The 13,430-nt window shown below is 60.8% G+C and carries 13 protein-coding genes; 9 read left to right on the forward strand and 4 right to left on the reverse strand.

The genetic code is table 11. The features are described from left to right. Positions 1 to 187: 187 nt before the first annotated feature. From J3P82_RS20000 to J3P82_RS20020, 5 genes are all read left to right on the forward strand, one after another. Positions 188 to 1,315, forward strand: coding sequence for a branched-chain amino acid ABC transporter substrate-binding protein (locus tag J3P82_RS20000; protein ID WP_434558354.1), 1,128 nt, complete (start codon positions 188 to 190; stop codon positions 1,313 to 1,315). Between the two features lie 230 nt (positions 1,316 to 1,545). Further along, a complete protein-coding gene (gene livH / locus J3P82_RS20005) occupies positions 1,546 to 2,469 on the forward strand; it encodes a high-affinity branched-chain amino acid ABC transporter permease LivH (protein ID WP_014336891.1) in 924 nt (307 codons plus the stop codon). After that, positions 2,466 to 3,722 carry a high-affinity branched-chain amino acid ABC transporter permease LivM gene (locus tag J3P82_RS20010; RefSeq protein WP_434558355.1) on the forward strand — a complete coding sequence of 419 codons (1,257 nt, stop codon included), beginning with the start codon at positions 2,466 to 2,468 and terminating at the stop codon, positions 3,720 to 3,722. The genes livH and J3P82_RS20010 overlap by 4 nt, the downstream gene beginning before the upstream one ends. Continuing rightward, positions 3,719 to 4,486 (forward strand): high-affinity branched-chain amino acid ABC transporter ATP-binding protein LivG, encoded by a 768-nt coding sequence (livG, locus tag J3P82_RS20015; RefSeq protein ID WP_434558356.1) that lies wholly within the window; start codon positions 3,719 to 3,721, stop codon positions 4,484 to 4,486. Before J3P82_RS20010 ends, livG begins: the two co-directional genes overlap by 4 nt. Then, positions 4,487 to 5,188, forward strand: a complete 702-nt coding sequence (locus J3P82_RS20020) for an ABC transporter ATP-binding protein (RefSeq protein WP_434558357.1) — start codon at positions 4,487 to 4,489, stop codon at positions 5,186 to 5,188. Positions 5,189 to 5,269: 81 nt separating this feature from the next. Here the strand turns inward: J3P82_RS20020 and J3P82_RS20025 are convergent, their stop codons facing one another. Then, a complete protein-coding gene (locus J3P82_RS20025; protein ID WP_434558358.1) occupies positions 5,270 to 6,178 on the reverse strand; it encodes a LysR family transcriptional regulator in 909 nt (302 codons plus the stop codon). Between the two features lie 105 nt (positions 6,179 to 6,283). Between J3P82_RS20025 and J3P82_RS20030 the strand changes: the two genes are divergently transcribed. Then, positions 6,284 to 6,883, forward strand: a complete 600-nt coding sequence (locus tag J3P82_RS20030; RefSeq protein WP_434558359.1) for a short chain dehydrogenase — start codon at positions 6,284 to 6,286, stop codon at positions 6,881 to 6,883. Positions 6,884 to 6,916: 33 nt separating this feature from the next. On the opposite strand, the gene J3P82_RS20035 is transcribed toward J3P82_RS20030, so the two are convergent. Next, on the reverse strand, positions 6,917 to 7,285 hold the full coding sequence (locus tag J3P82_RS20035; protein ID WP_434558360.1) for a hypothetical protein: 369 nt from the start codon (positions 7,283 to 7,285) through the stop codon (positions 6,917 to 6,919). Positions 7,286 to 7,459: 174 nt separating this feature from the next. Here J3P82_RS20035 and J3P82_RS20040 point away from each other — a divergent pair, with 174 nt between their 5' ends. Then, positions 7,460 to 8,134 (forward strand): COG3650 family protein, encoded by a 675-nt coding sequence (locus J3P82_RS20040; RefSeq protein ID WP_434563911.1) that lies wholly within the window; start codon positions 7,460 to 7,462, stop codon positions 8,132 to 8,134. Positions 8,135 to 8,207: 73 nt separating this feature from the next. After that, a complete protein-coding gene (locus tag J3P82_RS20045) occupies positions 8,208 to 9,821 on the forward strand; it encodes an NAD(P)/FAD-dependent oxidoreductase (protein WP_434558361.1) in 1,614 nt (537 codons plus the stop codon). Positions 9,822 to 9,879: 58 nt separating this feature from the next. On the opposite strand, the gene J3P82_RS20050 is transcribed toward J3P82_RS20045, so the two are convergent. Next, complete coding sequence (locus J3P82_RS20050) at positions 9,880 to 10,974, reverse strand: PLP-dependent cysteine synthase family protein (protein ID WP_434558362.1); 1,095 nt, start codon at positions 10,972 to 10,974, stop codon at positions 9,880 to 9,882. Positions 10,975 to 11,241: 267 nt separating this feature from the next. Here J3P82_RS20050 and nhaA point away from each other — a divergent pair, with 267 nt between their 5' ends. After that, positions 11,242 to 12,429 (forward strand): Na+/H+ antiporter NhaA, encoded by a 1,188-nt coding sequence (nhaA, locus tag J3P82_RS20055; RefSeq protein WP_434558363.1) that lies wholly within the window; start codon positions 11,242 to 11,244, stop codon positions 12,427 to 12,429. Positions 12,430 to 12,866: 437 nt separating this feature from the next. Here the strand turns inward: nhaA and J3P82_RS20060 are convergent, their stop codons facing one another. After that, a complete protein-coding gene (locus tag J3P82_RS20060; protein ID WP_186615330.1) occupies positions 12,867 to 13,331 on the reverse strand; it encodes a glycine zipper 2TM domain-containing protein in 465 nt (154 codons plus the stop codon). Positions 13,332 to 13,430: the final 99 nt, after the last annotated feature.

A 13,430-nucleotide genomic window follows, 5' to 3' on the forward strand; every position in this document is an offset into this window, starting at 1 on the left:
TTTCAATAAAGCGACACCCTCAGGTTTTGCCCCCAAGCGCCAGCTTCCCTTGCCAACAATCGGCGCTCTACACTGTACCGGTACAGTTGCCGGGGGCATTTTCCGCGAGGATATCCAAGATATCTGACCCGGTTCTGCTGCTACGGCGCCAGGACTATAAAAACTACAACAGCATGAGTGGAGCACTATGACTAAGGCTACTAAGCAGATTTCCAAACTGTTTGCCGCTATGGTTCTGGCCGGGGTTGCCAGCCATTCGTTCGCCGCCGACACCATCAAGATCGGCATCGCCGGCCCTAAGACCGGTCCTGTAGCCCAATACGGCGACATGCAGTTCAGTGGCTCGAAAATGGCCATCGAGCAGATCAACGCCAAGGGCGGCGTCAACGGCAAGCAACTGGTCGCCGTTGAATACGATGACGCCTGCGATCCGAAACAAGCGGTCGCGGTTGCTAACAAAGTGGTCAACGACGGCGTCAAGTTCGTGATCGGCCACCTGTGCTCCAGCTCCACCCAACCGGCTTCGGACATCTACGAAGACGAAGGGGTGATCATGATCACCCCGGCCGCCACCAGCCCGGACATCACCGCTCGCGGCTACAAGATGATCTTCCGCACCATCGGCCTGGACAGCGCCCAAGGCCCAGCGGCCGGCAACTACATCGCCGACCACGTCAAGCCGAAAGTCGTTGCGGTCCTGCACGACAAGCAGCAGTACGGCGAAGGCATCGCCAGCGCCGTAAAAGCCACCCTCGAGAAGAAAGGCACCAAGGTTGCCGTGTTCGAAGGCGTGAACGCCGGCGACAAGGACTTCTCTTCGATGATCGCCAAGCTCAAGCAAGCCAATGTCGACTTCGTCTACTACGGCGGCTACCACCCGGAGCTGGGCCTGATCCTGCGTCAAGCCCAGGAAAAAGGCCTGAAAGCCAAGTTCATGGGGCCGGAAGGCGTGGGCAACGACTCGATCTCGCAGATCGCCAAGGAAGCTTCCGAAGGCCTGCTGGTGACCCTGCCGAAATCCTTCGACCAGGACCCGGCCAACGTCGCCCTGGCTGACGCGTTCAAGGCCAAGAAAGAAGACCCGAGCGGTCCGTTCGTATTCCCGTCCTACTCGGCCGTGCAAGTGATCGCCCAGGCCATCACTTCCACCAAGAGCGAAGACCCGGAAAAAGTGGCCGAAGCCATCCACGCCGGCACCTTCAAGACCCCAACCGGTGACTTGAGCTTCGACGCGAAGGGCGACCTGAAGGACTTCAAGTTCGTGGTTTACGAGTGGCATTTCGGCAAACCTAAAACCGAAGCTTCGCCTCAGTAAGGCCTGGCCTGACTGACTGCCAATAAAGCCCACGGCGTGCCGTGGGCTTTGTTTTAAATGTATTGGGCCGCGCTGGCGTGATCCGCCAGTCTCCCCACCTGAAAATCTCAAAACCGTCATCAGCGGTTCGCTGGCAAACCTCGTGTTCGAAGTGGATGAAGATCCACGGGGCCCGGGCGGGAAAAGGACTCCACCAGTGAAATGCGTATCAGGTTTTTAGGAGCGCTGTAATGCCTGACATCTATCACTTCTTCCAGCAGCTGGTTAACGGCCTGACCGTTGGCAGCACGTATGCCCTGATCGCCATCGGCTATACGATGGTCTACGGCATCATTGGAATGATCAACTTCGCCCACGGCGAGGTGTACATGATTGGCTCCTACGTGGCGTTCATCGCCATCGCCGGGCTGGCCATGATGGGACTCGACAGTGTCCCGCTGTTGATGACCGCGGCTTTCATCGCGAGCATCGTGGTCACCAGTTCCTATGGCTACAGCATCGAGCGGATTGCCTATCGTCCGTTGCGCGGCAGCAACCGTCTGATTCCGTTGATTTCCGCCATCGGTATGTCGATCTTCCTGCAGAACACGGTACTGCTTTCGCAAGACTCCAAGGACAAATCCATTCCCAACCTGATCCCGGGCAACTTTGCCATCGGGCCAGGCGGGGCACATGAAGTGCTGATTTCCTACATGCAAATCGTGGTGTTCGTGGTGACCCTGGTCGCCATGCTCGGCCTGACGCTGTTCATCTCCCGTTCCCGCCTGGGCCGCGCCTGCCGTGCCTGCGCCGAGGACATCAAGATGGCCAACCTGCTGGGCATCAACACCAACAACATCATCGCCCTGACTTTCGTCATCGGTGCCGCCCTGGCGGCCATCGCCGCGGTGCTGCTGAGCATGCAATACGGCGTGATCAACCCCAACGCCGGTTTCCTCGTGGGCCTGAAAGCCTTCACCGCCGCGGTACTGGGCGGCATCGGCAGCATTCCCGGCGCGATGCTCGGCGGGCTGGTGCTGGGCGTGGCGGAAGCCTTTGGCGCCGACATCTTCGGCGACCAGTACAAGGACGTCGTAGCGTTCGGCTTGTTGGTTCTGGTTCTGTTATTCCGGCCGACCGGCATCCTGGGCCGCCCGGAGGTTGAGAAAGTATGACTAGGCATCTCAAATCGGCGCTCTTCAGCGCCCTGCTGGTCTGGGCCGTGGCCTACCCGGTACTCGGTCTCAAACTGACCATCGTCGGCATTAACCTGGAAGTGCACGGCACCAGCCCGGCCATCCTGGCGACCATCGCCGTGTGTTCCGTCCTGATGTTCCTGCGGGTGTTGTTCAGCACGCAGATCAGCGCCGCCTGGAAAGCTTCGCCCGGCCTGCCGGTGATCCCGCCCAAGGCCAGCAACTTCCTGACCCTGCCGTCGACCCAACGCTGGATCGTCCTGGGCCTGGTCGTCGTGGCATTGGTGTGGCCGTTCTTCGGTTCGCGCGGTGCGGTGGACATCGCCACGCTGATCCTGATCTACGTGATGCTCGGCCTCGGCCTGAACATCGTCGTAGGCCTGGCCGGCCTGCTGGACTTGGGCTACGTCGGTTTCTATGCCGTCGGCGCCTACAGCTACGCGCTGCTGTCCCATTACTTCGGCCTGAGTTTCTGGATCTGCCTGCCGATCGCCGGGATGATGGCCGCCACCTTCGGTTTCCTGCTGGGCTTCCCGGTCCTGCGCTTGCGCGGCGACTACCTGGCAATCGTGACCCTGGGTTTTGGCGAGATCATCCGTCTGTTCCTGCGCAACCTGACCGACATCACCGGTGGTCCGAACGGCATCAGCAACATCGAGAAGCCGACGTTCTTCGGCCTGACCTTCGAGCGTAAAGCCGCCGAAGGCCTGCAGACCTTCCACGAGTACTTTGGCCTGCCATACAACTCGATCAACAAGGTAATCTTCCTCTACCTGGTGGCGTTGCTGCTGGCCCTGGCCGCGTTGTTCGTCATCAATCGCCTGCTGCGCATGCCGATCGGCCGTGCGTGGGAAGCGTTGCGCGAAGACGAAATCGCCTGCCGTGCGCTGGGTCTCAACCCGACCGTGATCAAGCTGTCGGCCTTCACCCTCGGCGCTGCGTTTGCCGGTTTTGCCGGCAGCTTCTTCGCCGCTCGCCAGGGCCTGGTGACGCCCGAATCCTTCACCTTCATCGAGTCGGCAATCATCCTCGCCATCGTCGTGCTGGGCGGGATGGGCTCGCAGCTGGGCGTGATCCTGGCGGCGATCGTGATGATCCTGCTTCCCGAAATGATGCGTGAATTCAGCGAATACCGCATGTTGATGTTCGGCGCCTTGATGGTGCTGATGATGATCTGGCGTCCTCAAGGTCTGCTGCCTATGCAACGTCCGCACATGGAGCTGCGCAAATGAGCCGCGAGATCCTGAAAGTCGAAAATCTGAGCATGCGCTTCGGCGGTTTGCTGGCGGTCAACGGCGTGGCCCTGACCGTGCAAGAGAAACAAGTGGTTGCCTTGATCGGGCCGAACGGCGCGGGCAAGACCACTGTGTTCAACTGCCTGACCGGCTTCTACCAGCCTACCGGCGGCACCATCCTGCTGGACGGCGAGCCGATCCAGGGCCTGCCCGGCCACCACATCGCTCGCAAGGGCGTGGTGCGGACCTTCCAGAACGTGCGGCTGTTCAAGGACATGACGGCGGTCGAGAACCTGCTGATCGCCCAGCATCGTCACCTGAACACCAACTTCTTTGCCGGCCTGTTCAAGACCCCGGCGTTCCGCAAGAGCGAACGCGAGGCCATGGAGTACGCCGAGTACTGGCTGGACAAGGTCAACCTCACCGAGTTCGCCAACCGTACCGCCGGGACCCTGGCCTACGGTCAGCAACGGCGCCTGGAAATCGCCCGCTGCATGATGACCCGCCCGCGGATCCTCATGCTCGACGAACCGGCCGCCGGCCTGAACCCGAAGGAAACCGAAGACCTGAAGGCGCTGATCAGCGTGCTGCGCGAGGAGCACAACGTCACCGTGCTGCTGATCGAGCACGACATGAAGCTGGTCATGAGCATTTCCGACCACATCGTCGTGATCAACCAGGGCACGCCCCTGGCAGACGGTACGCCGGAACAGATCCGCGACAATCCTGAAGTGATCAAAGCCTACCTGGGGGAAGCGTAAATGCTGCAATTCGAAAACGTTTCCACCTTCTACGGCAAGATCCAGGCCCTGCACAGCGTCAACGTCGAAGTTCGCCAGGGCGAAATCGTCACGCTGATCGGCGCCAACGGTGCCGGTAAATCCACCCTGCTGATGACGCTTTGCGGTTCGCCCCAGGCCCACAGCGGCAGTATCCGTTACATGGGGGAGGAACTGGTGGGCCAGGACTCGGCGCAGATCATGCGCAAGAGCATCGCCGTGGTGCCGGAAGGCCGTCGGGTGTTCGCCCGGCTGACCGTGGAAGAGAACCTCGCCATGGGCGGATTCTTCACCGACAAAGGCGACTTCCAGGAACAGATGGACAAGGTGCTGCACCTTTTCCCACGCCTGAAAGAGCGCTTTACCCAGCGCGGCGGCACCATGTCCGGCGGCGAACAGCAAATGCTCGCCATCGGCCGTGCGCTGATGAGCAAGCCCAAGCTGCTGTTGCTCGACGAGCCCTCACTGGGCCTGGCGCCGATCATCATCCAGCAGATCTTCGACATCATCGAACAGCTGCGCAAGGATGGCGTGACGGTGTTCCTGGTGGAGCAGAACGCCAACCAGGCGCTGAAAATCGCCGACCGGGCGTATGTGCTGGAGAACGGCCGCGTCGTGATGCAGGGCAGCGGTGAAGCGCTGCTGACCGATCCCAAAGTGCGCGAGGCGTATTTGGGCGGTTGAGTCTGTCGCTACAAGAAAAACGGCCTTCGGGCCGTTTTTTTGCTCGGATGTTGGACGTAGCTCCCTCGCCACAGGGACCGGCTACAACCGATCCAACGCCTCCCCACTGCGCTTGAACCAATCAATCAGATAATCAGCCAGCACCTGCGTACGCTTGGGCAACCCGCCCTGATACGGATGCACCAGGTACATCGGCATCCGGCGGGTCTGAAAATCGCGCAGCAACCAGCGCAGGCGTCCATCAGCCAGTTCCTCGTTGAGCAAATACGACGGCAATCGCGCGATTCCTGCCCCGGCCAGGGCGGCTTTTTTCAACAGGCTGTAGTGGTTGCTGGCAAACGGCCCGGACACCCGCACCCGCAGCAGTTCGTGCTGCTGGTGATACAGCCATTCCTCCCGGCCGCTGTAATGGCTGTTGAGCAAGCACTTGTGCTCGGCCAGGGCCCGGGGCGCCTCGGGCTCGCCATAACGCTCCAGGTAGGCCGGGCTGGCGCAGGTCATTTCATGCCAGGCCAGCAGCGGGCGGGCCACCAGCCGCTCATCGATAGAGGCATCCGAGCGAATCGCCAGGTCGAAGCCATCGCGAGACAGGTCACGATAGCCGTTGTAGAGCTCCAGCTCGATCTGCACGTCGGGGTACGCATGGGCGAACTCCGTCAGCAGGCCTTCAAAGAAGGTTTCCCCCAGCGAGACCGGAACCGTCATACGCACCGGCCCGGAGATTTCGCCTTTCAAGCGGGCCAATGCCTGACGCGCCCTTTCCACTTGGACCAGCAATGCCTGGGCCTGGGGCAGCAGCGCCGCCCCCGCCGCCGTGAGGCTCAAGCGACGGGTCGTGCGCTGGAGCAAGAGCACCGAAAACCGTTCTTCCAAAAGGCTGATGCGCTTGGACAGTTGGCCTTTGCTGCACCCCAACTGCTGCGCCGCCAAGGTAAAACTCCCGGCCTCGACGAGTACGGCAAATGCCGCAAGATCGTCTATCTCGCTCATTGGATTGTTTCCAATTGAAAACCAAAGGTTTCCTATTAGCACGCTTATCTACGAGAAAATCCATCCTAGACTGCAACCTCGTTCAACCCATTGAGGAAACAGCCCATGAAAATCCTGTTGATCGGCGCCAGCGGCACCATCGGTTCAGCCATCGATAACGAACTGTCGCCCCGCCACGAAATCGTTCGGATCGGCCGCCACAGCGGTGACTTGCAGGTGGATATCAGCGACAGCGCCTCGATTCGCGCCCTGTTTGCTAAGACCGGGCGTTTCGATGCGCTGGTTTGCGCAGCGGGCAACGTCACCTTCGCGTCCTTGGACGACATGACCGAAGAAAGCTTCGCCCTCGGTTTGAAGGACAAGCTGATGGGCCAGGTGAATCTTTTGCTAATCGGCCGCGAATTCGCTAACGACGGAGCGTCCTTCACCTTCACCACCGGCGTGCTCAGCCACGATCCGATCAAGAGCGGTGCTTCAGCGGCCCTGGTCAACGGCGCCCTGGACAGTTTTGTGCGCGCCGCGGCAATCGAGTTGCCTCGGGGCATTCGAGTCAACTCGGTGAGCCCGAAGGTGCTGCTCGAAGCCATGGACAAATATGCCCCGTACTTCCGTGGCTACAAGCCGGTTCCTGCGGCGGATGTGGCGCTGGCCTACGCCAAGAGTGTCGAAGGCCTGCAAACTGGCCAGACGTTTCACGTGGGCTGAAGGATAGGATACCTAGCGGCGCCCAGTGCTTCATCAGGGCGCCAAAGGTTCCAACAACGTCGGGATCAACGAACGGGCAACGTCACTTGGCACGGCTATCTGCATGCCAACACCGTCGATTACCGATCTTACGGTCGGGGTGCTCACCAGAATCCCGTTGATAAACAGGCGCAAGGGCTTGTTCATTTCCTCGCGCGAAACCTGTGCCATGCGGCGTTGCGCGTCCGGGCTAAGCGTGACATCAAGCGTTACGAAGTCTGGCTTGGGGTCGCCCACTTGCTCGATCCTCAGATTCATTGTCGTAAAGTCCGTAGCGGACGAGAAATTGATATCGGCCGCCAGGCACTGCAAAGCCGCCGCCATTCCTAATGCTACGAACAACGCCTGTTGCGCCTTCTTCATGCGATCACCTGCAATTTGAACTTGCCCAAGACTACAGCCCCCACCCAGCGCCTTGGTTTTTGAGATAGCACGGAATGTTGCAGAAGCCACACGACTGATCTGTAACTTCGTTCCATGGGTTGTGGTGAAAGAATAGTCTGAGTAACGTGGCGGCACTTGTCTGGAGACCCAATGATGCGTGCCGTTCGTTCCCTGTTGTGTATTGCCCTGCTCCCGCTGTTCGCCGGTTGCCAATTGCTCGACGCTCCGCGCCAGAGTGCGTCCCATGTCGGACAGGTGCGCATGCAGGGCGAGCTGACGGCGGCCGACGGCAAGCTGGTGTTCCAGCCGTGCCAGGAGCAACGGCGTTATATCGTCAACGACGCCGGCGGGACGAGCGTGCTGCAACAAGCTGCCACCCTGGCGGATGATCGCGGCAAGCTATTTGCCGATGTGCGCGGCCGCATCGTTTCCAGCGCGGCGGCCGGTACCGACAGCCAGTTGGACGTCGAGCAGCTCTATCGCCTGGAACCTTCGGGAACAGCTTGCGATAACGCTGACTTCAAACGGGTGATTCTGCGCGCAGTGGGCCACAGTCCGGAATGGACCCTCACGGCCAGCGGCAAGGGCCTGGTGCTGGATCGCGTCGGTAAGCCTCCACTGGCGGTGCCTTATGTCGAGGAGCAACTGGGCGACGGCCGCTTCAACCTTGGCACCGAGGCCAACGGCGAGAAAGTCGAGCTCTGGGTGACACCGGCACGCTGTGTCGACAGCGCCAGCGGCAGCGTGCAGCACATGAGCGCCGAGTTGCGGGTCAACGGCCAGGTCCAGCGCGGCTGCGCCTACTTCGGTGGTGCGCGCGACGACTGATTCGCAGCTTTTGGCTTATAATCGCCGGTTCACGCCCTGGTGCAGTTGTGCACCCCGCGAACCGGATCACGCCATGTTACGAATCACCGAACTCAAGCTGCCGATCGACCATCCCGAAGAAGACCTGCGCCCTGCCATCGTGCAACGCCTGGGCATCGCCAGCGATGACCTGCTCGACTTCACCTTGTTCAAGCGCAGCTACGACGCACGCAAGAAATCCTCTGAGCTGTGCTTCATCTACACCATCGACCTGGCGGTGCGCGATGAAGCCAGCCTGCTGCGCAAGTTCGCCGATGACCGGAACGTCAACGAAGCGCCGGATGTCAGTTACAAAGTCGTTGGCCAGGCACCGGCCGACCTGAGCGAGCGGCCGATCGTGGTCGGCTTCGGGCCGTGCGGGATCTTCGCCGCCCTGTTGCTCGCACAGATGGGCTTCAAGCCGATCATCCTCGAGCGTGGCCCGGAAGTGCGCCAGCGCACCAAGGACACCTGGGGCCTGTGGCGCAAAAGCGTGCTCAACCCCGAGTCCAACGTGCAGTTCGGCGAAGGCGGCGCGGGGACCTTCTCCGACGGCAAGCTCTACAGCCAGATCAAGGACCCGAAATTCCTTGGGCGCAAGGTCCTGCACGAATTCGTCAAGGCCGGCGCACCGGAAGAAATCCTCTACGTCAGCAAGCCGCACATCGGCACGTTCCGCCTGACCGGCGTGGTTGAAACCATGCGTGAGCAGATTCGCGCCTTGGGCGGCGAAGTGCGCTTTGGCCAGCGGGTCACCGATGTGTTGATCGAGGATGGTCAGCTGGTTGGCGTCGAGCTGGCCAGCGGTGAGCAGATCCATTCGAAACACGTGATCCTCGCCCTCGGCCACAGCGCCCGGGACACGTTCCGTATGCTCCACAACCGTGGCGTGTACATGGAAGCCAAGCCGTTCTCGGTGGGTTTCCGCATCGAACACCCGCAATCGCTGATCGACAGCGCGCGCCTGGGCAAATACGCTGGCCATCCGAAACTCGGCGCCGCCGACTATAAACTGGTGCACCACGCCAAGAACGGTCGCTCGGTGTACAGCTTCTGCATGTGCCCGGGCGGCACCGTGGTGGCGGCGACTTCCGAGCCGAACCGCGTCGTGACCAACGGCATGAGCCAATACTCACGCAACGAGCGCAACGCCAACTCCGGCATCGTCGTCGGCATCACCCCGGAAGTGGACTACCCGGGCGGACCGCTGGCGGGCATCGAGTTGCAAGAACGCCTGGAATCCCATGCCTTCGTGCTCGGCGGCAGCAATTACGAAGCCCCCGCGCAACTGGTGGGTGACTTCATCGCTGGCAAGCCGTCCACCGCACTGGGCAGCGTCGAACCTTCCTACAAGCCGGGGGTGTCCCTGGGTGATCTGGCTTTGGCCCTGCCGGACTTCGCCATCGAAGCCATCCGCGAAGCCCTGCCGGCATTCGAAAAACAGATCCGCGGCTATTCGTTGCACGACGCCGTGCTCACCGGCATCGAGACTCGCACCTCGTCGCCGCTGCGCATCACCCGCGACGAAACGCTGCAGAGCCTGAACGTCAAGGGTCTGTTCCCGGCAGGCGAAGGGGCCGGTTATGCGGGCGGGATCCTGTCAGCGGGCGTGGACGGTATCCGGATTGCCGAAGCGGTGGCGCGGGATGTACTTGGCCTGAAAGCCTGACCAAGTTTGCTGGGGGGCGAGCTTGCTCACTCCCCAGGAAATTCGTCTTATCGAAAATTCAGATATCAGCTCGCAACACACTTTCCGGCAACGCCTCTCCCCGCTCCGCACATGCCGCCACGGCATCGATCAATCCACTCAATTCATACCCCTGAGCCTCGAGCCAGGCCGAGTCGTAATACGTCGTGGCATAGCGCTCCCCGCCATCACATAGAATCGCCACGATCGACCCCGACTCGCCGGCGTCTGCCATTCGCTTCGCGGCAATCAACGCGCCGATCAGGTTGGTGCCGCTGGATCCGCCGACCCGTCGCCCCAACCGCTGGGCCAGGTAATGCATGGCCGCGAGGGACAAGGCGTCCGGCACCTTGACCATCGCATCGATGACCTTGGGCAGGAACGACGCCTCGACCCGTGGCCGGCCGATGCCTTCGATCCGCGAACCGCAATCCAGGCGCAGGTCGGCGTTGCCGCTGCGGTAGTAGTCGAAGAATACCGAACGCTCGGCGTCGGCACACAGCACGCGGGTACAGTGCTGGCGATAACGGACATAGCGCCCGAGGGTCGCCGTCGTACCGCCCGTCCCAGGGCTGGAAACCAGCCAAGCAGGCTCCGGATGCCGCTCGAAGCGCATCTGCTGGAAGATCGACTCGGCGATATTGTTGTTGGCGCGCCAGTCCGTGGCGCGCTCGGCGTAGGTGAACTGGTCGATGAAATGTCCGTCATGCTCGCGGGCCAGGCGTTCGGATTCGGCGTAGATCTGCGTAGGATCGTCCACCAGATGGCTCTTGCCACCATAGAAGGCAATCTGTGCGATTTTTTCCCTGGAGGTAGTTGCCGGCATCACCGCAATGAACGGCAGGCCCAGCAAGCGGGCAAAGTAAGCCTCCGAAATCGCCGTCGAGCCGCTGGAGGCCTCGATCACCGGCGCGCCCGGCTTGAGCCAGCCGTTGCACAACGCGTAGAGAAACAGGGAACGGGCCAGTCGATGCTTGAGGCTGCCGGTAGGGTGGCTGGATTCGTCCTTGAAATACAGCTCGATGCCCGGCAGTCCCGGCAGTTGCAGTGGAATCAAATGCGTGTCGGCACTGCGCTGGAAATCCGCCTCGATGATGCGGATGGCTTCGCGCGCCCACTGGCGAGGGTCATTCATGGTGTGTTCTCACTGGATCGGTTCGACGCGAGCGAACCTGACGGCCCCGCATACACGGCCTGGTTTCGGAAATACGTGACGCAAGCTTAGGAAAAAACCGACATCTCGCACAGGTACAGCTAAGGTCCAATATGCCGCATAACTGCCCGACAGCCTGGCGAGAGCCTGTAACGACATATAACAAAAAAGAATATAACTTTTGTTTTAACAACTAACGGTACGGGTTAGGGTGTGCCATCTTTTTGATTCAAATAATGGAGAGCTACCTTGCCTATCCGTAGCGCTTTGACCCGTTTTCTTCAGTTGGAAGCCGCCGGCGGCTTGCTTTTGATCGCCGCTGCCGTGCTAGCCCTGATACTGAATAACTCGCCACTGTCGTGGCTCTATACAGATTTCCTGGACACGCCCGTGGTGGCTCAGGTCGGGGCGCTGAAAATTGCGAAACCGGCGCTGCTGTGGATCAACGACGGCCTGATGGCGCTGTTCTTCTTGCTCATCGGCCTCGAGGTCAAACGTGAGGTACTGGACGGGCAATTGTCGAAGCCTTCACAAATTGTCTTGCCTGGCGCGGCGGCGATTGGCGGCATGCTAATACCAGCGTTGATCTATTGGTTTCTCAACCGCGACAACCCGGCCGCCCTCGCGGGCTGGGCGATTCCGACGGCGACCGACATCGCCTTCGCCCTCGGCGTGCTGGCCTTGCTCGGCAAGCGGGTGCCGGTGTCGCTCAAGCTGTTCCTGATGACCCTGGCGATCATCGACGACCTGGGCGCCATCGTCATCATCGCTATCTTCTACTCTGGTGATCTGTCGACCTTGTCACTGGGACTGGCAGCCGCCTGCATCGCCGGGCTGGTGGCGATGAACCGGATGGGCGTCGTCAAGCTCGGGCCCTACATGGTGGTCGGGCTGATTCTATGGATCTGTGTGCTCAAGAGCGGTGTCCACGCCACATTGGCGGGCGTGACCTTGGCGTTCTGCATTCCACTGCGCACCAGGAACGCCGAAACGTCACCCCTGCTGACGCTGGAACACGCGCTGCATCCCTGGGTGGCCTACGGTATCTTGCCGCTGTTCGCATTCGCCAACGCCGGCTTGTCCCTGAGCGGCGTCACGGTCGAGAGTTTCACTCATCACGTACCGATGGGCATCGCGGTCGGCCTGTTGCTGGGCAAGACTGTCGGCGTGTTCGGCCTGACGTGGCTGGCGGTGAAAATCGGCATCGCCAGCCTTCCCGCCGGGGCCAATTGGGGGCAGATATTGGGCGTGGCGATTCTCTGCGGCATCGGTTTCACCATGAGCCTGTTTGTCGGCTCCCTGGCGTTCGATCCGAGTGTGAGCGAGTATGCCGGCATGGATCGGATGGGGATTCTGACGGGGTCGATTCTGGCGGCGGTGATTGGCTATGGGGTGACGGCGATGGCCAGTCGTAAGGCTGTTTTGCGGCCTTCTTGATGGTGTGTGTATCTGTTGCTGCGGTAACGGCCGCTTTGTTTCGGGCGGTTGGTGTGTATATCCGTTGCTGCGGTAATGGCCACTTAGGGTTTCGCCCTGACGGCGAGTCACTTTTGGAAGAGCGCCAAAAGTAACCAAAAACGCTCTGCCCACCACTCGGCACCTCGCCTGGGCTCGGTGTGCCCTCACTCCGGCATTGCTCCGTGGGCCGCCGCGAAGGGCCATCCATGGCCCTTCGCGGCCCACGGAGCAATGCCTTCGTTCAGGCATGCCGAGCCTAGGCGAGGCACCAAGTGGTGGGGCAAAAGCGTTTTGGTTACTTTTGCGCTGTTCAAAAGTGACCCGCTGTAAGAGCGGAACCATAAGTGGCCATTACCAAAGAAACGGATATGCCCACCGCTCGAAGGACAGATACAGCCCCACGAATCAAAAACTGCTTAGTGCGATACGCGACTCGTACCACCGACAGTAGAAATACGAACCCGCTCACCCACACGGAACACCTCGTTCTCCTGAACCTGCTGCACATAGGCACGCATGCTGCCATCGTCCTCACGAACAGTGATTTCAACACCCTGGGTGCGGGTCAGGCCTTCTTCAGTAGCAGAACCGAGCAAGCCGCCAGCCACGGCGCCGATCACAGCGGCGACGATGCTGCCACGGCCACCGCCGATGGCGCTGCCACCCACACCACCCACCACCGCACCGGCTGCACCGCCGATCGGGGTCTTGGTGCCTTCGATCTTGACCGGACGCAGGGATTCGATGGTACCCATGCGAATCGTCTGGACGCGACGCGCTTCGTCACGGGAGTAGGAGTCACCGGTCAGGCTCGACTGACAGCCAGTGAGCAACATCGCCATCGTGGAAAAGGAAGCAACCAGCAAAACAGACTTACGCATAGCATCAACTCCAAAAGACAGGGATCCATTAAACTCCCCGGCTTGACGCCTGTCACGGCCTCGCCAGGGAAAATTTGTTTTCATTCAGGTGGGATACAG

It is taken from the genome of Pseudomonas sp. Z4-20, from assembly GCF_051131955.1.
Taxonomy (GTDB): Bacteria; Pseudomonadota; Gammaproteobacteria; order Pseudomonadales; family Pseudomonadaceae; genus Aquipseudomonas; species Aquipseudomonas marvdashtae.